The sequence below is a fragment of the Paenibacillus tianmuensis genome (genome assembly GCF_900100345.1).
GTDB classification, from domain to species: Bacteria; Bacillota; Bacilli; order Paenibacillales; family NBRC-103111; genus Paenibacillus_G; species Paenibacillus_G tianmuensis.
This window is the reverse complement of sequence record NZ_FMTT01000026.1, coordinates 20,426-41,741: the sequence shown is the minus strand read 5'-3', so window position 1 is coordinate 41,741 and position 21,316 is coordinate 20,426. Positions and strand designations below refer to the sequence as shown.

The 21,316-nt window shown below is 56.7% G+C and carries 20 protein-coding genes; 12 read left to right on the top strand and 8 right to left on the bottom strand.

The features are described 5' to 3' along the window. Positions 1-133: 133 nt before the first annotated feature. Positions 134-934, bottom strand: coding sequence for an ABC transporter ATP-binding protein (locus tag BLO51_RS17070; protein ID WP_090673816.1), 801 nt, complete (start codon positions 932-934; stop codon positions 134-136). Positions 935-1,161: 227 nt separating this feature from the next. Here BLO51_RS17070 and BLO51_RS17065 point away from each other — a divergent pair, with 227 nt between their 5' ends. From BLO51_RS17065 to BLO51_RS17055, 4 genes are all read left to right on the top strand, one after another. Then, positions 1,162-2,385, top strand: coding sequence for a helix-turn-helix domain-containing protein (locus tag BLO51_RS17065; RefSeq protein ID WP_090673814.1), 1,224 nt, complete (start codon positions 1,162-1,164; stop codon positions 2,383-2,385). Further along, positions 2,385-2,510 carry a hypothetical protein gene (locus BLO51_RS30855; RefSeq protein WP_281180379.1) on the top strand — a complete coding sequence of 42 codons (126 nt, stop codon included), beginning with the start codon at positions 2,385-2,387 and terminating at the stop codon, positions 2,508-2,510. The genes BLO51_RS17065 and BLO51_RS30855 overlap by 1 nt, the downstream gene beginning before the upstream one ends. A 151-nt stretch (positions 2,511-2,661) precedes the next feature. Further along, positions 2,662-3,897 (top strand): aminopeptidase, encoded by a 1,236-nt coding sequence (locus BLO51_RS17060; protein WP_090673812.1) that lies wholly within the window; start codon positions 2,662-2,664, stop codon positions 3,895-3,897. 193 nt (positions 3,898-4,090) lie between these two features. Further along, a complete protein-coding gene (locus BLO51_RS17055) occupies positions 4,091-4,441 on the top strand; it encodes a P1 family peptidase (RefSeq protein WP_245719704.1) in 351 nt (116 codons plus the stop codon). 6 nt (positions 4,442-4,447) lie between these two features. Here BLO51_RS17055 and BLO51_RS17050 read toward each other — a convergent pair whose 3' ends face one another. Then, entirely contained in the window at positions 4,448-5,638 is a 1,191-nt protein-coding gene (locus BLO51_RS17050) for an FAD-dependent monooxygenase (RefSeq protein ID WP_090673809.1), read from the bottom strand. Between the two features lie 167 nt (positions 5,639-5,805). Next, entirely contained in the window at positions 5,806-7,479 is a 1,674-nt protein-coding gene (locus BLO51_RS17045; RefSeq protein ID WP_090673808.1) for a peptide ABC transporter substrate-binding protein, read from the bottom strand. A 610-nt stretch (positions 7,480-8,089) separates the two neighbouring features. On the opposite strand from BLO51_RS17045, the gene BLO51_RS17040 reads away from it, so the two are divergent. From BLO51_RS17040 to yunB, 5 genes are all read left to right on the top strand, one after another. Beyond that, positions 8,090-9,670 (top strand): YcdB/YcdC domain-containing protein, encoded by a 1,581-nt coding sequence (locus BLO51_RS17040; protein WP_167670243.1) that lies wholly within the window; start codon positions 8,090-8,092, stop codon positions 9,668-9,670. Positions 9,671-9,688: 18 nt separating this feature from the next. Then, positions 9,689-9,826 (top strand): hypothetical protein, encoded by a 138-nt coding sequence (locus BLO51_RS29830; protein ID WP_217266752.1) that lies wholly within the window; start codon positions 9,689-9,691, stop codon positions 9,824-9,826. Between the two features lie 77 nt (positions 9,827-9,903). After that, complete coding sequence (locus tag BLO51_RS17035) at positions 9,904-10,266, top strand: ArsR/SmtB family transcription factor (protein WP_090673804.1); 363 nt, start codon at positions 9,904-9,906, stop codon at positions 10,264-10,266. 175 nt (positions 10,267-10,441) lie between these two features. Further along, positions 10,442-12,892 (top strand): heavy metal translocating P-type ATPase, encoded by a 2,451-nt coding sequence (locus tag BLO51_RS17030; protein ID WP_281180378.1) that lies wholly within the window; start codon positions 10,442-10,444, stop codon positions 12,890-12,892. A gap of 209 nt (positions 12,893-13,101) precedes the next feature. Next, entirely contained in the window at positions 13,102-13,884 is a 783-nt protein-coding gene (gene yunB / locus BLO51_RS17025) for a sporulation protein YunB (protein ID WP_090673802.1), read from the top strand. Positions 13,885-13,970: 86 nt separating this feature from the next. Here yunB and BLO51_RS17020 read toward each other — a convergent pair whose 3' ends face one another. After that, a complete protein-coding gene (locus BLO51_RS17020) occupies positions 13,971-15,047 on the bottom strand; it encodes a M23 family metallopeptidase (protein WP_090673800.1) in 1,077 nt (358 codons plus the stop codon). 123 nt (positions 15,048-15,170) lie between these two features. Between BLO51_RS17020 and larC2 the strand changes: the two genes are divergently transcribed. Then, positions 15,171-15,647, top strand: a complete 477-nt coding sequence (larC2, locus tag BLO51_RS17015) for a nickel pincer cofactor biosynthesis protein LarC2 (RefSeq protein ID WP_090673798.1) — start codon at positions 15,171-15,173, stop codon at positions 15,645-15,647. A gap of 134 nt (positions 15,648-15,781) precedes the next feature. On the opposite strand, the gene larC is transcribed toward larC2, so the two are convergent. Next, positions 15,782-16,924, bottom strand: a complete 1,143-nt coding sequence (gene larC / locus BLO51_RS17010; RefSeq protein WP_090673797.1) for a nickel pincer cofactor biosynthesis protein LarC — start codon at positions 16,922-16,924, stop codon at positions 15,782-15,784. Next, positions 16,921-17,871 (bottom strand): nickel pincer cofactor biosynthesis protein LarB, encoded by a 951-nt coding sequence (gene larB, locus BLO51_RS17005; protein ID WP_090673795.1) that lies wholly within the window; start codon positions 17,869-17,871, stop codon positions 16,921-16,923. Before larB ends, larC begins: the two co-directional genes overlap by 4 nt. Before the next feature lie 156 nt (positions 17,872-18,027). On the opposite strand from larB, the gene lipA reads away from it, so the two are divergent. Both lipA and BLO51_RS30400 read left to right on the top strand, forming a co-directional pair. Beyond that, positions 18,028-18,903, top strand: a complete 876-nt coding sequence (lipA, locus tag BLO51_RS17000) for a lipoyl synthase (protein ID WP_090673793.1) — start codon at positions 18,028-18,030, stop codon at positions 18,901-18,903. Positions 18,904-18,920: 17 nt separating this feature from the next. Further along, entirely contained in the window at positions 18,921-19,619 is a 699-nt protein-coding gene (locus BLO51_RS30400) for a YutD family protein (RefSeq protein WP_245719703.1), read from the top strand. A gap of 87 nt (positions 19,620-19,706) precedes the next feature. Here BLO51_RS30400 and BLO51_RS16990 read toward each other — a convergent pair whose 3' ends face one another. Together BLO51_RS16990 and BLO51_RS16985 are read right to left on the bottom strand one after the other, a co-directional pair. Then, on the bottom strand, positions 19,707-20,519 hold the full coding sequence (locus BLO51_RS16990) for an NAD kinase (RefSeq protein ID WP_090673792.1): 813 nt from the start codon (positions 20,517-20,519) through the stop codon (positions 19,707-19,709). A 31-nt stretch (positions 20,520-20,550) separates the two neighbouring features. Continuing rightward, positions 20,551-21,234, bottom strand: coding sequence for a flagellar brake protein (locus BLO51_RS16985; RefSeq protein ID WP_090673790.1), 684 nt, complete (start codon positions 21,232-21,234; stop codon positions 20,551-20,553). Positions 21,235-21,316: the final 82 nt, after the last annotated feature.

Here is a 21,316-nt window from a genome sequence, read left to right as displayed (position 1 = left end):
AACCCATACAGCGGCAGCCCGGACTTTTTTGCTTCGGGGCTGCCGCCGGTTTTTCCACCTTACTTAGCGCGGCCTTTGTCATGTTCCGAACGAAGAAGAACTCTAAGCTTTTTTGGCTTTGCTTCTTAAGCCGCTATGTAAGCGGGTCCCCGCCGTGGGCTGCCCGCACGTACACGCGCTGACGGTGCTTTTCGACCTCGACAGGGGCCTCGAAAAATTCGGTCAAGATATCCGCCTCCAGGATGCTTTCGGTGGCTCCGCTGCGGACCACCTCGCCTCTGCGCAGCAGCAGCGTATGGCTGAAGGCGGGAACGATTTCTTCCGTATGGTGGGTGACGTAAATCAGCGTCGGCGACTGCTCCTGGCAGCTCAGCTCCTGGATGCTGTCCAGCAGCTTTTCGCGCGAAAACAAATCCAGCCCGTTGCAGGGCTCGTCCAATATCAGCAGGTGCGGGTCGGCCATCAGCGCCCGGGCGATCAGCACCTTCTGCTTCTCTCCCTGCGAGCAGGTCCGGAATTCCCGGTCCCACAGATGCGTGCAGCCCAGCGTGCGCATCAGCGCTTGCGCTCGGTTCAGATCTTCTTCGGACAGCCGCTCGTACAAGCCGATGGTTGCGTATTTGCCGCTGATGACCACATACTGGGTTATGTCGGTGGCATACAGCTTCTCCTGCAGCGAGGAGCTGACCCAGCCGATGGATCGGCGCAGCTCGCGCAAATCAACTTCCCCGAACCGGTGGCCGAGCACGGACACCGACCCTTTCGTTGGCCAGAGATAGCCGTTAATCATGTTCAGCAGCGTCGTTTTTCCCGATCCGTTCAAGCCCAGCAGCGCCCAATGCTCTTTGGGACGCACGGTCCAGCTGATATTGTGCAGCAAAACGTTCTGGCCGTTTTTCCAAGATACATCCTGAATATCAATGACATGTTCCATAGGCTGACCTCTTCCCTTTTGTTCACCATTGTCTATTTCCTCATCATAAAACAAGGAAGATGCCGTGTCGATGCGAAAAGTGCTCATCCCGAAGAGCAATTTTTGCTACATTTCATTTTTTTGTGTGATAGCGGTTACAAACCAGTAATATACATATAAAGTAGGTTGTTTACACTTCCCTTCGACCGATGTACTATTATGGATATAGGTAGGGAGGAGAATTTTATATGGTAACGACCATGGAAAGTATGAGAACGGTAGTTGAGAATGAGTTGCAGCTCCACAGGTACACGCCTTCGCAATTCAGCAAGCTTGCAGGAATCCGTATTGAGCAGTTGGATTACCCTCGATCCGTCACCATAGACCAGCTCGACAAGATAGCATCCGTGTTGGGGCACAGCCCCGGTTGGCTTTACGAATTGTACTTGGGCCAATGTTTCTTGAACGATCAGTTGACCTGCTCGCAGCAATTTTCTTTAGCCGAGAGTCTGTTTGAGCAAGGAAAGAAAAAAGAGGCTATTCCGCTTTATCGCCAAATTGTCGATAAAGGAGACACAGAGGACCCGCAGTATGTCATGAGTCAGTTCCGGTTGTTTCAATTGCTCATCGGAACCGGGGTGGAAGAAAACAGAGAAGCCGTATTTCGTTTTGAAACCCATTACAAACATCTGCCGGAGGATGTCCGGCTGGACGCTCTCTTGCAGATGGCCAACATTTATTACACCTTCGAAAGGTGGGACAAAGTCGGACAGTACGCTGATGAACTCAGAGAACTGGCAACTGCGATCTACGAAAAGCAGATTCATCGTGAGCTGCATCAACCGCTGCAAACGGAACGGCATTTAGTGGTGTACTACGGTCAAGGCTGTCTGATGAAAGGGGTGGCTCTAACCAAACTGGAACAATACGAAGAGGCTAAGCGCTGTGTGCAGGAGTATTCTGATCTTTCATGGTTCCAAGGTCTTGACGAGGTCGGTAAAAAGGAGGTTGAGAAATTCCAGGTATGGGGGAGAGGAAACGGGCTCATCCTCGAATTGAATACGGGAAACCTCAAAGTGCTGCCCGAATTATCCGTCTATATGGATGAATTTCCCAACCAAATCCTTCCCAGTTTATCGGTCGTCATGAAAGCTGCAAACCGATACCAGTTTTCCGTTGATGCGATCCTTTCCAAATTCGAAAAGAGAATCCCGACAGTAGGCACGATTTGCGATCACATTCATGGCACGCAGCTGTTTCACTTTTGGTATGAGAAAGTCATTTACAGCTTCAAAAGAGGAGGGAAGCACCAAGCCTTAAATGAATTAATTCACGCATTGGGTCTGGCTCAAAAATTACGTTATTATTCAGGGTTCGAAAGATGCGTTTCTTTGTTCTGGAAGCACGTTGATCGTGCGACGGAACAGCAGAAAAAGGAATACGAGAAAATTTTGGAAGGAGTGTCCGTATGATGAAAAAAATGCTGGTGCTTCTGACCTTGGGGTTCATTTTCTTGAATGGCTTGTCCGTATCGTATCAATCGCCGACAAACGGGTCGGTAAAAACGCTCTTGCATGATAATGGTGTAGGAGGCTGACATCGATCGCAAGGAGCCCCGGCCGGTTCATGGAACAGGTCAGGGGCTTCTTTCGTTTGACCGGATCTGAGCCTGGGAGTACGTTTGGTTCGCCTTCTGACTTTTAGTATAATGAAACGGGTAACCAATCGATAGGACAGGAGACAGGAACATGGAAGCTTTTGACCGAAGTCTGGAAAAATACGCGGAGCTTGTCGTCCGGGTCGGAGCGAACGTTCAGCCCGGACAAGTGCTTCACATCGAATCGCCGCTGGAAGCTGCGCCCTTCACCCGCAAAGTCGTGCAAAAGGCCTACGAAGCGGGAGCGAAATACGTGCAGGTTCAATGGGATGACGAGGAAGTGACGAGAAACCGGTTCTTATATGCGCCCGACGAATCGTTCGACTACTACCCGCAGTGGATGCCGGCGATGATGGAGCAGCTGGCGGAGAACGGCGGGGCATTGATCAACATTAAGGTACCCGATCCGGAACTGTACAAGGGCATCGATTCGGACAAAGTGACGCAGGCGACCAAAGTGGCGGCCGTGGCGAGGGAGAAATTCCAAGGCTACGTGCGCAACAAAAAGTTCAGCTGGTGTCTGGTGAAAGCGCCGACGCGCGCTTGGGCGGCCAAGGTGTTCCCCGAGCTTCCGGAGGAAGAGCGGGTCCGGGTGATGTGGGATACGATCTTCAAAATGAACCGGGTCGACGCGGACGATCCCGTGGCGGCTTGGAAAGAGCATATCGGCCGGTTGAAGCAGCTCAAGGAGAAGCTCAACGAGAAAAAATACAAGAAGCTGCATTACCGGGCTCCCGGCACCGACTTGTCGGTCGAGCTGCCCGAAGGGCATATTTGGCACGGCGGCGGGACGACGGACGATCTGGGCGTATACTTCGTAGCCAACATGCCGACGGAGGAAGTGTACACGATGCCGCTGCGGACTGGAGTGAACGGAACGGTGACGAGCACGAAGCCGTTAAACTTGAACGGCCGACTGGTCGACAAGTTTTCGCTCACATTCGAAGGCGGCAAAGTGGTCAGCTATACGGCCGAGGTCGGGCTTGAATATTTGGATGCCCTGCTGAAGACGGACGAAGGGGCGAAATATTTGGGGGAAGTGGCGCTTGTGCCGCACGATTCTCCGATTTCGAACCTGAACCGCGTGTTTTACAATACCGGTATTGACGAGAACGCGTCTTGCCACTTCGCCGTTGGCAGCGCCTATCCGTTTACGATCGAGAATGGAACGAAGATGACCAATCAGGAACTGCTGGCCAAGGGCGCGAACGTCAGCCTGACGCACGTCGACTTTATGATCGGTTCGGCAGAGCTGGATATTGACGGCGAGCTGCCGGACGGCACCCGCGAGCCTGTGTTCCGGCAGGGCAACTGGGCTATCGGGTAATCCCCGCTCTGTTGCTTGAACATTTGAACAAAGGACCGCCCGACTTGCCGAGTCGGGCGTTTTTTATTTCGTTACTCCGACTGCGCATGGTGCTGACGAATTTCGGTCTTGGGGAAGATTTGACCATTCTTGGGAAGCCTGTGGGCGAATCCCTTCGGGCGAAGCGCGGGACAACGACGGCTCGATCATCATCGTGGTCGGCACCGACTTGCCGATGGACGCCCGCCAGTTAAAGCGGACTGCCAAGCGGGCAGGCTTCGGCTTGGCGCGTACCGGCTCGATCGCTCATCATGGAAGCGGCGACATCGTGATCGCCTTCAGCAACGGCAACCGCATTCCGCATACGCCGGCTTCCAGTGTGCTGGAGCTTCGCGTCGCTCGCGAAGACGGCCGGCTGATGTCCGAATGCTTCCGCGCCGTCGCGGAGGCGACCGAGGAAGCGATCTACAACTCCCTGTTTATGGCGGAGACGACTTCGGGGCGCGAAGGAAGAACGATTGCCGCTCTGTCGGTTGAGGAAGTGCTGGCCTTACTAGGACGCTGATCGGGGTCAGGGCTCATATCCGACCAGCCAGTCCAGACGGCTAATTTGCATCTGGGCGGGGAGCAGGCGAAGCAATCGGTTCCGGACGGCAATGGCGGCGGGGTGCGCGAGCTGCACCATCCGGCCCATCGCGCGCGACCTGCGGACGACCAGCGCGGTCCGTCCGAGCCGCTCCCGTTCATATTGCTGCAGAGCGGCGGTGCCGCCGGGAGTGTCCGGCGTGCCGCACTTCTGCCGCAGGCAGCGGGCTAACGCAAGAGCGTCTTCCATCGCCTGCGCCCCGCCTTGTCCGAGGTTGGGCAGCATCGGATGCGCGGCGTCGCCGAGCAAGGTCACACGCCCCCGGCTCCAGTCGGCGAGCGGCCGGCGGTCGAAAATATCGTGCGAAAGGATAGACGCCTCATCGGTCGCGGCGATCAGCGCCTCGATCGGCTCCATCCAACCGCGAAAATGATGCAGCGTGGCCGCCTTCCTCTCGGCGGGCGGGAGCTCTTGGCCTTGCGGCGCGTTGATGGCGGCGAACCAGAAGATGCGCCCTTGTCCGATTGCCGACACGCCGAACCGCTTGCCTGGCCCCCAGGCCTCGAAGCCGCCGCCTTGCTCGAATGGAAACCGTTCGTCGTGCCAATGCGCTATGCCCCGCAGCGCGGTATATCCGGCATAACGAAGCGGGGCGTTTTCGCCGAAGAGCTGCGCCCGAACGGCGGAGTGAAGGCCGTCGGCGCCGATCAGCACGTCCCCTTCGGCAGTCGTGCCGTCCTCGAAGAAAGCCTTGACGCTCCGCTCGCTCTGCTCCCAGCGACGCAATTTCATATCCGTGTGTACCGTTTCGGGCTCCAGACGGTCGAGCAGAACGGAATGCAGGTCGGCCCGGTGGATCAGGTAGCTCTGCGCCCCGTAGCGGCGGGCTTGCTCTTCCGTCGGAAGCGACACCAGCAGCCGTCCGTCCGAAGTATAAATATCCGCTTTCCGTACAGGGGCTCCGAGGCGGCTTACCTGCTCGTCGGCTCCAAGCTGCCGCAGCGCTTTCATAGCATTGGCGGCGAGCACGATGCCTGCGCCGATGCCGGACAGGGTGCGTGTCCTCTCGTAGACCGAGACGTCCCACCCCGCGGATTGCAGCGCAATGGCCGCGGACAATCCGCCGATGCCTGCGCCGATAATGACCGCTCTTGGACGGGATGAAGCTGATACCATGCGGAACTCTCCTTTCAGGCAGCTATCGCTGCTGTTAAGCGATACCCTGATTATAAGGCGTAGTCTTGGTTCAAACAATGGTACAGATCCAGTAAGACAGTCATAGAAAAAGCCGTCCTCCGTTGGTTGTTCAACGGGAAGGACGGCTTTTGCCTATTTAGCTCGAACTACTTTACATAGGCCCACTTAAGTTCGTATTCGATCGCATATGGCGGGAAGATCGCACCTTGCAGTTTCGGGTCTTTGAGCCAGCTCATGGAGCGGAAGTAGTTCGGGATGATCGGCATTTCCTCCATCAATAATTTTTCGCCGTCGACCATCATCTGCGAACGCTTCGCTTTGTCCATCTCGCCTTGCGCGCCTTTGATGAACTTGTCGTATTCGGCATTCGACCAATCGACGTCGTTGAATTCATTGCCCGTCACCCACATTTCAAGGAACGTCATCGGATCGTTATAGTCCGCGCTCCAGCCGGAGAGAGACGCTTCGTATTTGTGGTTGTTCTCGTTATCGACGCGCAGCTTGTGAGGAACCGGCTCGCCGATGGCATCGACGTCAAGATTTTGCTTCCATTGGGCCAGAACGAACTCAACGGATTTCGGACCGACGCCGTTGTCGTCCGCCTGAAGCTTGAACTTGGGCAGCTTCGCCAAGCCCAGCTCCTTTAAGCCTTCTTGGAGCAGTTGCTTCGCTTTGGCCGGATCGAATTTCGGTCTCAGCTCGCCGGCTTTTTTGCGGAACTCTGTGCCGTTGCCGTCACTTGTTCCGTTCGGTACGAAGCCGGTGGCCGGAACGGGACCTTTGCCTGTAACCGTCTCGATGTACGCTTTGGTGTCGATGGCAAGCGCGAGCGCTTGACGAACCTTTTTGTTTTTGAAGGCCGGCACGTTTTTCTGGCTCAGCTTAACATACCAGGAAGACAGCTCGGGCTGCAGGACGAATTCCGGCTTTCCTTCCCATTGATTGATGCTCTCGCGTGTAATATTTTGCAGTTGGGTAACGCCGGTTTGGAACAGGTTCAGACCGGTGTTCTCGTCTTTGACGATGTTCAGCGTGATTTTTTCCAGCTTGACTTTATCTTTGTCCCAATATTTATCGTTTTTGACTAAGACGATCTGCTGCTCATGGTCCCATTGGGCCAGCTTGAATGGACCCGGGCCGATGGCAGAATCTGCGTCTGCGCCGTTTTTGTCGCCGAACTTCTCGACGATGTCTTTGCGTTGCGGGAAAAATTGCAGGAAGGATAATTGCTCGGTGAAGAATGGAATCGGGCGTTCCAAGGTGATTTCCACGGTTTTATCATCCAGCGCCTTGACGCCGAGCGCCTTCTTCGCCGCTTCGAGCTCTTGGGGGGTCTTGGCTTTCTGCACGTCCGCCCCGCCCTTGACCCAAGCCACCATAAACGCATACAGCGCCTTGGTCGAAGGGTCCAGCGTACGCTGGTACGAGTAGACGAAATCTTGGGCTTTGACCGGCTGGCCGTCGGAATAGACCACATTGTCCTTCAGTTGGATCGTGTACGTTTTGCCATCCGCCGAAATTTTCGGCATGTCTTTAGCCAACCCCGGCTCGGCTTTGCCGTCTTTATTCAGACGGTACAGCCCTTCGCTGACGGCGTTCATGACAGTAAACGCTGCCACCTGCGTCGATTTGGAGACGTCCATCGCTCCCGGCTCCGTCCTGAAGTTAAGGGTGATCTCCTGCTTGGGGGCAGCGCTCTTCTCGCCGCCTTCGGTTCCCTTACCGGGGGCCGTACCGGTGTTGCCGCCGGTACATCCGGCTGCCGTTGCGCCGACAACAGTCAAGATGACCGTTGTAGCCAGCCATTTGCGAATCTTCATAAGCTCGCTCCTTTTTCATGATTTTATAAAATCAAGAACGACAATGAATCGTTCTGTGATTCCGTTGCAAAATGACACAAGTCGCATCGACTGCTGCGTTGTTATGCAGGTTCAATGAAGTAGGGGATTGAGCGGCAGAGTTGGCGGCTCGGGGACGGCGGGAGCATGGAGGAAGGCCCGGTAGGAAGTGAGTGCTCGTCCCAAATACTAGGTTCGATGAAAGATTAATAGATTATATGTAAAATTAAGTTTGTAAAAATATATTATCAAGCTACCACAATATACCAGCGTTTTCAATACAATTTTAATAAAATGTATTCGTTTTCAAAAAGAAAATAACGGGAAGTCCACCAACGAAATAAACCATAAGTTAAACCGGCCGGCCGAGCTGAACGAGTTTTTTTCGAAACCTCTGAAACCTAACTGCGCTCTTGCCAGTCTAAAGGGTATACACAGGAGGCGTCTCGATTTGCGTTCGGCGGTCAGACCGTTGTAGCCGAAGCAGAGACAGATGATTACGTTCAAGGATTGGCACGATATGACGGCCGTTTTGCTTCGCACATAGCCGACAGGCACGGCGAAAACCATTTTGCACGGGGGGTTGGAGGAGTTGCACAAACGATACGATAACCCGGACGAACCGGCAGGCTCAAGGCCGTCACCAGCGGACGGGGCTTCCGAATTATCCGCCGAGGAAGTCTTACCGCGCAAGCTGCTGGCCGAATTGAAGCTGCGAACGGAGGAGCTCTTTGACATCCCGGAAGCGTACGAGCTTACGATTGCGGATTATCACGAAGACAAGCGCGAAGGCGGACGGGCGCTGTTCGTCTGGACGAAAGCGGGCGAAGACCCCATATGGAACAAGTCCGGGAACGATAGCGGCCTATCCGTGGAGCTTAACGGTCAAGGGGAGCTGATCGAGTATACGATCGATGTGGAGGAGTCTGCCTGCGATTTGCCGAAGCTGTCTGTGGAGGAACTGCGGCTCCGGGCGGAGAAGTTCGCGCTCGACCATTATCTGGGCGCGCTGAAGCCGTTTTCCCTAACGCGCACCAAATCCGCAGACTCCGGGACGCTTTTCTTCTATGAGCAGGAGGTCATGGGGTTGCCGCTGCCGATGTCGGGCTTCCGGGTGAAGGTTCACCGCAGCGGCATCGTCAGCGACTTCCGGTATTTCGGCCGGCAAACGAAGCCGAAAGTCCCGGAGTCCCTTGTGCTGAAGGAGCAGCTTCTGCGCCAGATTGCGGATACCGCCAGGCTGGACCTGCGGCTGGACTTCCTTTACAAGTCCGTCGACGATACGGAAAAGGATGAGCTGAGGCTGGTCTACGAACCGAGAACCCGCTGGATGCATTTCCAAGCGGACGGGATGGAAGCGGCCCGCGAAGCAGACGAAGACACGGCATCCGAAGAGCCGGCCGTATGGCTGCCTGTTCCCGAGCTGCTGGCGGTCGAGGCCTCGGCTGTCCGGACGGCGCAGGACGTTCAGGAACTGCTTGGACTCGATCCGGACCGGTATGTGCTGCTGAGAGAAGTGAAAATGGACGACCGTATGATGGGTATCGTCTGGCGGCGGCGCGATTGGCAGCCGGCTGCATCAGAGGACCGTTCGCTGGACGCTTTTTTCCGGGAGCGGGCGGAGGAGACGGTGAAAGCGCAGATCGATTCGGTCGGCGGAAAGCTGGTGTCGTTTATTCGTTTTGAAGAGGAGATTCCAGGGGAGCTGAGGCTGTCACGGGACGAGTGTTTGGACATCGCGCTTGGATTTTTGGCACGCATGCAGCCTGGGTTGGCGCCGTTTTTGCAACTGCGGCAGCAGGAGGAAGCGTCCGATTCCGACAGGGAACATTTCGATTTCCGCATCGGGAAGCAGGGCGTCTGGCTGGAGCTGAAGCATATCCGGTTATCCGTCAACAAGACGTCGGGTCAGATCGGACGCGTGACGGGTCCATCCGTCGATCCGGCACAATTGCAGGCCGTCGAGGTAACACCGCTCATAGACGAGCCGGAGGCGCGCCGGATTTATGCGGAAGCTCTCGATTTGAAGCTGGGGTGGGAGATCGATTACTCGGGCAACGGCAAAAGGCGCTGTTACCGCTTGATGTACCGTCTGGAGCATAAGGAGAAGGGCCGGGAAATCCGTCGGATCGATGCCCGAACGGGCGAGTTGATTTGTTCGAAGCTGGATTAGAGGAGATGATTCGACGGGATGAACAAAAGAACGGAGCAGAGGTGCAGCATGCGCTTGTTGAAGCTGTGGATCCGTATGCCCCGGAAGCTTCGTTACCTGGCAATTATCGGGTCGCTGGTCTTCTTGCATTGGTTCTTCAAGTGGCTTAATGGGTGAATCCGGCAAGCCGTTTGGTTTTCTGTTATAATGAGATCAACAGATAAGCTTGATTAGGATGAAGGCGGTGTTGTGTCTTGGAAAAAGTGCTGCAAGATCAATGCGATGAGACCTGTGGCGGCACCTCTCAAATTGAAGATTTGAAGGAGAGTCTGATCCCGGAAGCGACGGCGGCCGGACTGGCGGACGTATTCAAAGCGCTGGGCGACCCGACGCGGGTGAAGATCATATATACGCTGTTGCAAAAAGAGCTCTGCGTGCATGACCTGACATTGGTGTTGGAAATGGGGCAGTCGGCGATTTCGCATCAGCTTCGCTATTTGCGCAATTTACGTATCGTGAAGCGGCGCAAAGTAGGAAAAACGGTTTTTTACTCGCTTGACGACGAGCACATCGAGCAAATTTTCGTGCAGATGCTGCAGCACGTCAAGCACGGCTAGCACTAAGTGAGCATACTAAAGCAGGGGGGAGATCCTCCTGCTTTTTTTTATATTTCTTTTTCATCCACTGCTACAAAATAAGGGCGAACGACGGTTGACAGAACTGCGGTGGAGTCATAAGATGGTAATAAACGTATGAACAATTAATCATATATTGTATAGAGGAGATGGGGATATGTCCGACAAACCATCTTGCTGCGGGTCCGAAGCGTCGCGCAGCAGCAATCCTGACGTTCATGGAAATGGCAACTCCCGGCACGATCAAGAGCTTAAGCATACGCATAAGGCCGGGTGCGAACACGAACATCGTCATGATCACGAGCATGGTCATGATCAAAACCACGCTCACGATCACGGCCACAGCCATGACGCTTGCGGCTGTGGGGATCATCAGGATCATGACCACAGTCATAGCCGCGATCACGGCGCTTGCGGCTGCGGAAGCAGCCACGAGACGGAGGATGCGGCCAACGCCGCTCTGGCAGCTGCGGAAGCTGCGGCGGCCGGAGCGATATCCAGCGTGTACCGCATCGAAGGAATGGACTGCGCAGATTGCGCGCGGAAGCTGGAGAAACGGGTAGGGGCGCTGGCGGCCGTCCAGATCGCCTCGGTCAATTACGGGGCTGCCAAAATGACCGTCATCCATGACGGGACCGCCGGGGAAGCTGTCATGCAGACGGTAAGGCAGGCGGGCTATACGGCTATCGCCGACAATGGTACGCTGTCCGGGACCTACGGAGAGCAGCCGTTCTGGAAACGCAACAAAAAAGCGGTGCCGACGGCGGTGTCCGGAGCGGTGTTTTTGTTTGCTTGGCTGCTTGCCTTAACCAAAGTCGCGCCGGAGTCGGTCGTCACGCTGCTGTACGCCGCGGCCATGGTGATCGGCGGCTTCCGCATCGCGCGTACCGGCATCTACGGGCTCAAATCGGGGACGATCGGCATGGATCTGCTCATGACCATAGCCGCAATCGGCGCCGGCTGCATCGGGCAGTGGGAGGAAGGGGCCGCTGTCGTGGTGCTTTTCTCACTTGGCGAGACGCTTGAAGCTTACACGATGGACCGGACCCGAAGGTCGATCCGCGGATTGATGGATTTGTCGCCGAAGGAGGCGCTGGTCCGCAGGCAAGGCAGCGAGATGAAGCTGTCGACGGGACAGATCGAAGTCGGGGACATTCTGCTCGTGAAGCCCGGCGAAAAAATCGCTATGGACGGGATGGTCGTTCAAGGGACTTCGTCAGTGAATCAAGCCCCGATTACGGGCGAATCCGTTCCGGTACTCAAGGAAATGGGCAGCGAGGCATTTGCCGGCACGATCAACGGGGAAGGGGCGCTGGAAATCCGGGTAACCCGGCGCGTGGAAGACAACACGCTATCCCGCATCATCCGCATGGTCGAAGATGCCCAGGCGCAGAAAGCGCCGTCGCAACGGTTCATCGACGCATTCGCCAAGTACTATACCCCTGCCGTTCTCCTTATTGCGCTCGGCATTGCGGTGATTCCTGCGCTGGCGTTCGGCCAGCCGTTCGAGCCGTGGTTTTACCGGGCGCTGATGATGCTCGTCGTGTCTTGCCCGTGCGCCTTGGTCATTTCTACGCCCGTCAGCATCGTATCGGCGATCGGCAATGCGGCGAGACACGGCGTATTGATCAAGGGCGGCGCCTATTTGGAACGGCTCGGCGCCGTAGAGGCCGTCGCCTTCGACAAAACCGGCACGTTGACGGCCGGCGTGCCCGAGGTGACGGAATGCATTCCGCTAGGAGGAAGAACCGCGGAAGAGGTGCTGACGATCGCAGGAGGGATCGAGGCGCGGTCCGGGCACCCCGTCGGCGAGGCCATCGTCAGGAGAGCGAAGCGGGAGGGCGTGCCGCTTGCGGACATCTCGGATTTTGCCGCCGTGCCCGGACGCGGGGCCAAAGCACAAGTCGGCGACAGCTTATTCTTTATCGGGAGCCCCCGGTGGTTCGTCCAAGAGCTGGGCATTTCCCTGGAATCGCTGCAAGGAGAGCTGAAGCGGCTGGAAAGCCAAGGAAACACCGTCATGGTGCTGGGTACGGCGAAGGAGCCGTGGGCCGTCTTCGCGGCTTCCGACGAGCTTCGTCCGAACAGCCGCACGGCATTGGAGCAGCTTCGCGTCGCAGGCATCCGTCAAGCGGTGATGCTGACCGGCGACAACCGGGGAACGGCCGAGGCGACCGCCTCCAAGCTGGGCGGGATCGCCTACCGCGCCGAACTGCTGCCCCAGGATAAAGTAACCGCCGTCCGCGAGCTGATGAACGAGCACGGGCATGTCGCGATGGTGGGGGACGGCGTCAACGATGCGCCTGCGCTGGCTACGGCCACCGTAGGCATCGCGATGGGGGCGGCCGGTACCGACACGGCGCTTGAAACGGCCGATGTCGCCCTGATGGCGGACGATCTGTCCAAACTGGCGTACACGGTGCGGCTAAGCCGCCGCGCGCTGCGGATTATTAAGCAAAATATCGCCTTTTCTCTGCTTGTAAAGGCGGTCTTTCTCGCGCTCATCTTCTTCGGAGCTTCGACGCTCTGGTTGGCGGTACTCGCCGACACGGGCAGCTCGCTTATCGTGATCGCCAACGGCATGCGGCTGCTCCGCATCAAGCCATAAAGCCGCAAGGCTCATTTTCCGACCGTCTTTCCTTGCGAAAGGCGGTTTTTTATCATGATAGAATGTATGAGTTTTTAGCGATAAGAAGCTTTTCTTATGCTTCAGCTTGAAGCCGCGCAGCTTGTTTCCATCCGGCTCCGTCTTTTTCCCGGCTGGCCCGCATAGGCTGTAACAGACGGGCCGTACAGGCCGGGGAAGGGGGAGCCGCGGTGCTGAGGCGCAGATGGAGAAGCAGTCCCTCGGGCAAAAGCAAGCTGAAGCGCACGCTGTTGATCGTGCTGGTCGTTCTGCTGCTTCTCTGCATGCAAGCTTATTTGTACGTCGAGCGCAATTTAAAGGAGCCACTGGTGCATCTGGCGCGGGTGCGCGTGAAGCAAATCGCGACGGAAGCAATCAATTCGGCGATCGCGGACCGGATGACGCAAAACACCAATTTCAAGAAGCTCATCGATTGGCATACCGACAACAGCGGCAAAATTACGGGTTTCATGTTGAATTATGCGGAGCACAGCCGGATTACCGCCGACACGGTCAATATTGTCACCAAGCAGCTGGAAGCCGTAGGCTCCGTTCCTGAACATATCCCGCTCGGTCAGGCGATGCATTCGCCGCTGCTCGCTTCGTTCGGGCCGAATATTCCGATCCGGCTCGTGCCTGCGGGCACGGCCAAGGTGGAGCTGAATACGCGCTATCAGAGCGCCGGCATCAATATGATTTTGGTGGAGGTATACGTTCATGTGACGGTCGAAATGACGGTCATTATTCCATTCGATTCCGCGCCCGAAGTGGTGGAAACGGAGCTGCCTGTTTCCTACTCGCTGGTGGTTGGGGATGTGCCTACCTATTATTTCGACGGCCGGGGCAATCCGGTCGGCCAATCGGGGCCGCTGCCCCCGGGGATCTCGCTCCCGAATGTAAACGTTCCGGCAGCGAAGCCCGACGCATCGGAGGCGCGAAGCATGGAGTCGTCTGTCGAGCCGAAAGCAAAATAAATCCGGTACGGGATACGCGGAAGCTTCCGCGTTTACGCACCGGATCATTCGTAGCGATATGAACGCCCCAGGCAGGGAGAACTCCGTCACGGTGGGGTCGTCTTGCTCCGCATGCGTTCTTCCCGCTCCCATTTGCGTAAATGGGGGTACGGATCGAAGGACCATTCCGTCAACCCGTTGTCCCGGTACAATCCGTAATGCAGATGGGGCGGAAACTTCCCGGACGTGCCGGGCTTCCCATAGCCGGAGCTGCCGACCCAACCGACCACTTGGCCGGGCTTCACGATACTGCCCTGCTGCACTTCTTTTTTGTTAAAGCGGGACAAATGGGCGTAATAATGATACACGTTGTTTAGATCGCGGATCCCGATGCGCCAGCCGCCGTACGGATTCCAGCCCATCACTTCGATGACGCCGTACGTGGCGCTGCGCACCGGAACGCCGTAGCCGGCGAAGATATCGGTTCCTTCGTGGATACGGTATCCGCCCCAGCCGCGGCTGGCCCCCCATGTGCTGCGGTAGGAATAATCGGCGCTAAGCGGCATTACGAAGCAGTGCTCGTACAAGTCGAGCGTATCGAAATGGGCGTAGATCCGGGCGAATTGCTGAATTCGCTCGACGCTCCGCGTATTTTGATAATAGTCCCAAAGTCCGATTCGGAGGTCTTCCTCGGCACTCCCTTTTTGGAGCATGTTGGAGGCCATCGAATACAGCCGGTCAAGATCGTTCATCCGGTCCGCCAAGCCATCTCCGGAGCCGTCCCTGCCGATTCCACCGAACCATTGAATGCTCTTCGCATTTTTGTCTTCGTGGTCGGGGTTAAGAATGCCGCCCCACTGCAGATCGGTAAAATATATGGCGATCAATCCGTCAGGAGCCGGGCGCTTTTTGGCCAGGTTGATCGTCCGTTCGTATTGATCGACCGCGGCTAAATAATACCAAGGAATGCCGGTAACCGCACTGACTTTGTGGAACAGATCCTTGCGCTCGGAGAACACGGCTTTCATTCCACTCGCCGCCTTGCTTGCTTTTGGTAATGCAGGTGTCTTGGCTGCGGGAGCATAGGCGAACCCCCGGTTTTCCAATCCCCCTGCTGCCGGGCCAACGAGCAGCGCGGCACACAGAGCCGCCGCGGTTAACACTCGTGCATGGAATGCCGCCATACGATAGCTGCCTCCTTCGTTCGGGTTTCGATTCGCTGGTTTCATTTAACTGTAGCATGTGCGAGCCGCTGCCTTTTTATCCCTTGTCCGGTTTGATATGATGAAGGCATGGAGGGATGCCGGATGCCGTTTGATCACCGGGAAGAGCATGTAGATGACCGCATGCTTATTTTGCAGGCCAATCTCGACGACATGAATCCGGAATATTGTTCGTACGTGACCGACCTGCTGCTGGAGCAGGGGGCCAACGACGTATACTGGATTCCGCTTATTATGAAAAAAGGCCGTCCCGGCGTCATGCTGAACGTACTGACTGACGATGAGGGCGCGAAGCGAATGGAGGACGTCATTTTCCGGGAAACGACGACGCTTGGCTTGCGTTATTTGCGGGCCTCTTGCCACCGTCTGGGAAGAGAGTTTCATAGGGTCGATACGCCCTGGGGGCCCATTCAGGTAAAAGCGGGGTTCCATCAGGGAGAACTCGTTCAGTTCGCCCCGGAGTTTAAGGAATGTGAGCAGGCGGCCAAAGCGCACGGCGTGCCGCTCAAGCAGGTGTACGACGAGGTACGGAGGCGGTTTATGGAGCGCGGAGACGCTTAAACAAGCCAACGGACGGGTTTCCCAAAGCAGACCTTACGCATGTGCCGGGGGAAGCCGTCCGTTGGCCGTTCTGCCGTAGTGAAGCAGAGAACGAAAAAGCGGCCTTTTCCCGGAGGAAAAGCCGCTCGTTGTAACTATTGCCGAATGGAAGTATGGTGCGGACCGTCGTTGTCATGCTTGTGGTGCACGTGAGGATGCTTCTCATCGTGCGAATGATCGCCGTGGCTATGTTTTTCGTGCCCGCGTTCATGCTCATGCGAATGCTCATGATGATGGTGCTCATGGCCGTGTTCATGCGAATGCCCGTGATGATGGTGCTCATGGCCGTGTTCGTGCGAATGCTCATGATGATGGTGCTCGTGGTTGTGTTCATGCGGGTGCTCATGATGATGGTGCCCATGGTTGCGTTCATGCGGGTGCTCATGATGATGGTGCCCGTGGCCGTGCTCGTGCGAGTGTCCGTGATGATGGTGTTCCGGCTGATGATGTCCGTGAACGTGTTCGTGCGAAAACTCTTCGTGGTGCACCTGCCACTTGTTCATATAGGGATCGGCCTGTCCGACAACGACGCGCAGCACGTTAGGCTGGTTCGGCAAATCGCGCGTTCCGGCCCCGTAGCCAATCGACTCCACGATCATCGGCGGGAGGCCCTTGGCGAATTCGTCGACGAGTCCGGAGACAATGCCCGCGCCTGTTGGCGTCGTCATCTCCAGAGAGTACGAGGTCGGCGCGATAGGCAGCCCTTTCATCATTTCCAGGGTAGCCGGGGCCGGCACCGGATAAATGCCATGATCGCAATGCACCGTGCCGGAGCCGAGCGGTACGGCGGAGGACAAGATTTTCTCGATCTCCAGCGAATCGATGGCCAAGGCTACCCCGATCACATCGACGATCGAATCAATTGCGCCTACTTCGTGAAAATGAACGCGGTCGATCGGGATGTTATGTATTTTCGCTTCCGCTACCCCGATCTTCTCGAAAATCGCGAGGCTCAGCTTGACGACGCGCTCGTTGAAACCGACACGATGAATCATCTCCACGATTTCCGAGTAATGGCGATGGTGAGCCGGCGGCGTATGCGGATCAAGAATGACGTCAAGCTTCAGCGCGGATATGCCGCGCTTGTTCACGCGTCTCCATTCCAGCGTGAACGGCTCGATCTGAATTTTGCGAAGCTCTTCTTCGATATAGTGACGGTCCGCGCCGGCGTCGACAAGCGCGCCCAGCGTCATATCGCCGCTGATTCCGGAGAAGCAGTCCAAATACAAGATTTTCACGTTTCATCCCTCTTTGTCCCGTTTTGGTGGATTAGTGCGGCGTTATATCCGGCGCCGAAGCCGTTGTCGATGTTCACGACGGAAATGCCGGGCGCACAGGCGTTGAGCATGGATAACAGCGCGGCGACGCCTTGAAAGCTGGCGCCGTAGCCGACGCTCGTCGGCACCGCAATGACCGGCACGGCCACCAGGCCGCCCAAGACGCTGGCGAGCGCCCCTTCCATCCCGGCGACGACCACAACCGCGCTCGCTCCGCGGATGACCGGCAGCCGGCGGAACAGCCGGTGAATACCGGCCACGCCGACATCGTAGACGCGCTCCACGCGGGAGCCCAGGCACTCGGCCGTCACGACGGCTTCCTCCGCCACCGGCACGTCCGACGTGCCCGCGCAGACGACGGCGATGTAGCTGCCGCCGTCCGGCACGGCTTCGCCGCTTCGCAGCCAAGTCAGCGCCCGCGCCTCGGGGTGATGCTTCACCCCCGGGATGCGCTCTGCGACATAGGCGGCTTTCTCCGCGTCGACGCGCGTCGCCAGCACGCGGTCCGTATGGGCGGCCAGCCGCTCGAAGATCGCGGCGATTTGCTCCGCCGATTTGCTTTCCCCGTAGATGACCTCGGGAAAGCCGGTCCGTGCCGGACGGCTCAGATCAAGCTGCGCGTAGCCGAGACTGTCGTCAACGGCGTCTTCCGAAAGCGACAGGAAGGCAGCCTTGCGGCGCATCGGCGTTTCCCCGGCTGATTGCTGCCCGGCATCTTCTTTGGAGTCTTGTACGTTTTTATCGATCGCCGGCTGCTCCGGCGTTCTTCTGGCCTGTGCGGCCGATTCCGGGCGGCCGGCCGGGGCGGTATGATCCCCGGACAGTCCTTCCTCCAGCAGCCGTTTGGCTTCGGCGATGTCCAGATCGCCGGATTGTACCAGCTTAAGTATGTTGTCGATGTTCATCATCGTAAATGTTCGAACCTCCCGCTGCCAAACCCTTTCCTCAGTGTACCATATTTCCAATCCCAAAGTAATTTCGAAAGTGGATTGTTGGCCTATTCGTGATATAATAGCTTCAAATCCAAGCGCAAGAAAAGCTTGTTGCGGAACAGGAGTGCATTCATGGCGACTCATCAAATAGAACGCAAGCCCGATTGGCTGAAAATCAAGTTGACGACGGGAGACAACTACAAAGAGCTGAAAAACATGATGCGCGGTAAAACGCTGCACACGGTATGCGAGGAAGCGAAATGCCCGAACATCCATGAATGCTGGGCGGCCCGGACCGCCACCTTTATGATTTTGGGCGATATCTGTACGCGGGCGTGCCGATTCTGCGCTGTCAATACCGGGATGCCGACGGAGCTGGATCTGCAGGAGCCGGAGCGCGTCGCGGAGGCGTCGGAGCAGATGGGCCTGCGCCATGTCGTCGTCACTTCCGTCGCGCGGGACGACCTGAAGGACGGCGGGGCTTCGGTGTTCGCCGCGACGATCCGGGCGATCCGGGGGCGTCTGCCGCTGGCCGGAGTCGAGGTGCTCATTCCCGATTTTCAAGGGGACGAGGAAGCGCTTCGCACCGTGCTTGAAGCGAAGCCCGATATTTTGAACCACAACGTGGAAACGGTGGAGCGGCTGTCCGACAAGGTGCGGGCCAAGGCCAAATACCGCCGTTCACTGGAACTGCTTGCGCGCTCCAAACGGGTTGCCCCTTCGATCCCGACAAAATCGAGCATCATGCTCGGCGTCGGAGAGACGTGGGATGAAATTTTACAGACAATGGACGACTTGCGCGCCGTCGATTGTTCCATCATGACGATCGGTCAATACTTGCAGCCTTCACTCAAGCATTTGCCGGTATCCAAGTACTACACGCCGGAGCAATTCGCAGAGCTGAAGCAGGAGGGCTTGAAACGCGGGTTCAGTCACGTGGAGTCCGGTCCGCTCGTTCGCAGCTCGTATCATGCGCATGAACAGGTCCAATCGGCAAAGCAGTCGTAGAATTCGGAGGTGATACGGTGATTCATATTGCGGGCAAAACGTACGAAGTGGTCGTTGATCATAAGAATGGCTGGCGTTTCGAGGCGTTCCGCGACCGGTATAGCGAGGTGCTGGAGCGGTACGATTATATTGTGGGCGATTGGGGCTACAGCCAGCTCCGCCTGCGCGGATTTTTTAAGGACAACCATCCGAAAGCGACGAAGGACAGCATGATCTCCACGCTTCAGGATTATTTGAACGAATACTGCAATTTTGGCTGCGCCTATTTCATCATTGAGAAGGTGCCGAACAAGAGCGGAATGGAACCGACCGGAGCGCCGGGGGATTTCTACGAGGATAAACCGGCAGCCGAGGCAGGCGCAGGGGCGGAACAAGGCGACAGGCCGAGCCCGCAGCCCGCTGTAACGGCCGAAGTCTCCGTGCACCAGCATGAGGACACGGCCGCTGCTGCGGCCCCCCGCACGCCGTCGCAGCAGCATCAACGGTACAACCCGTCTGGCAAGACGTACGGTCCCCGCCACGGGCAGGGCCAGCAGTCTGGCGGCCAAAACCAGTCCAAATCGCAGCACGGTTCTGGGCGGCAGGGCGAGGGAAGACCAGGGGGCCGACATCAAGGCCAGAACAGGCAGCAGGGGCATGCGTCCAAGCCGAAAAGCGGACAGCCCTCCCAGAATCCGCCGAAGCCCAAGTCCGAATCGTCTCGCGTGGAAGCGTAACGACAAATAAAGACCCGATGCTCCGTCTCCCTGCGAAAGTGCGGGAAGGACGGGCACCGGGTCTTTTTGCGCCCAATGGCAGCGCGATCAGACCATGTCATAGCCGATGAACGCTTCGCGTACGCGGCTCCAGAACGGAAACGGGCGGAAGCGGGCGAACTTGACCTTTTTGCCGGCGGCGACCAGGCTGCGGATCGAGATGATATCGTTGCGCTGCATGTACAAGTGATCGAGCGACAGCAAAATATTTTGGTTCGCGCGCGGGTAAATGTCGCAGTGATGATGCTTCGGCAGCAAGATCGGCGAACCGAGCGTACGGTATACGCGATTGTTGATCGAAGCGATCTCCGCAATCTGAATGGCGTCGAGCGACGGATGCACGATGGCGCCGCCCAAGCTTTTGTTGTAGGCGGTGCTTCCCGACGGCGTGGAGATGCAGATGCCGTCGCCGCGGAACGTCTCAAGCAGCTCGTTGTTAATATGCAGTTGGGCAACCAGCGTGGCGTCGACGCCTTTCAGCGTAAATTCGTTCAGCGCAAGCTCCGTTTCGATCCCTTGGGGAGTCGTGATCTGGATCTCGACCAAAGGATATTTGACGGCGCGCAGGTCGTTTTGATTGGCGCTCTCGCCCATCAGTTGGGCAAGCAGCTCGACTTCATCCGGCTTCCAGTCGGCAAAAAAACCGAGTCTCCCCGTGTGAATCCCGGTAAATGCAATGTGATCGAGTTGGTCCTTGTATTGATGAAACGCATTCAGCAGCGTCCCGTCGCCGCCAATGGACAGTACGATATCAGGGGACGCTTCTTCGTGAATGAGCCCGTACTGACGGATCAATTCGTGAAACCTGTGCATCAATTGGATGGAGATGTCATCGCCGCGGTGTATCACATTGTATTTCAACCGGTTATCCTCCTATAACTATCCGCTTTCGTCAGCTGTCGGCTCCCGAAGCGGAGCAATACTCCTCCATAAGCGTGGCAATGCTGTCCGGAACACGATGGAACTGCACGGCTACCCGGTAAGCATCGTTGCTGAAATGGGCCACGCGCACGATTTCCCCATAGACCGTAATTTTCTGGGCAATGCCGGGAAGAACAAAAGATAATTCCAATTCGAGCGGGCAAAACACGCGGGTCGACGTCATAAACGCCATCCCTCCGCTGGACAAATCCAGAATTTGTCCCGTGAACGCCACGTTCTGATACGATAGTTGCTCCCGTACCCCGACGATCCGGGAGGTAACCGGCGTACGGGTAGGCAGAGCAATACGCGGATAGCGCCTTTTCTGCGACTGCTTGAGCTCCAGCGGCGCGGTTAAGGTTAACGTGCATACATTGCGCTTCGTTTCCAAATGCAGCAGATCCACCAAAGCATAATACAGAATGCCCTGCTCGCGGAAAGAAAATTCAATAAAGCATACATGATGCAGCTTCTCCAGCGGATGGATCGACGCGGCATCGAGCGTGACCGTCAGTTCCTCCGCGGAAGCCTTGAGAAGCGTAAAGTTGTCCTCGTAGCAAAAGGGCGAGCCCTCTTTGGTTTCGCCTACGACGATGAGACTACAGCTTCTGGGGAACACAACCGTTTCGTTTGCCAAGGCCAAGGTCCAATTCATCAGTTATCACCACACGGTATGATTTTCTGAAACTTCATTACCGTTTACATCCATAATAATCAATAATGTAAAATAACACAAT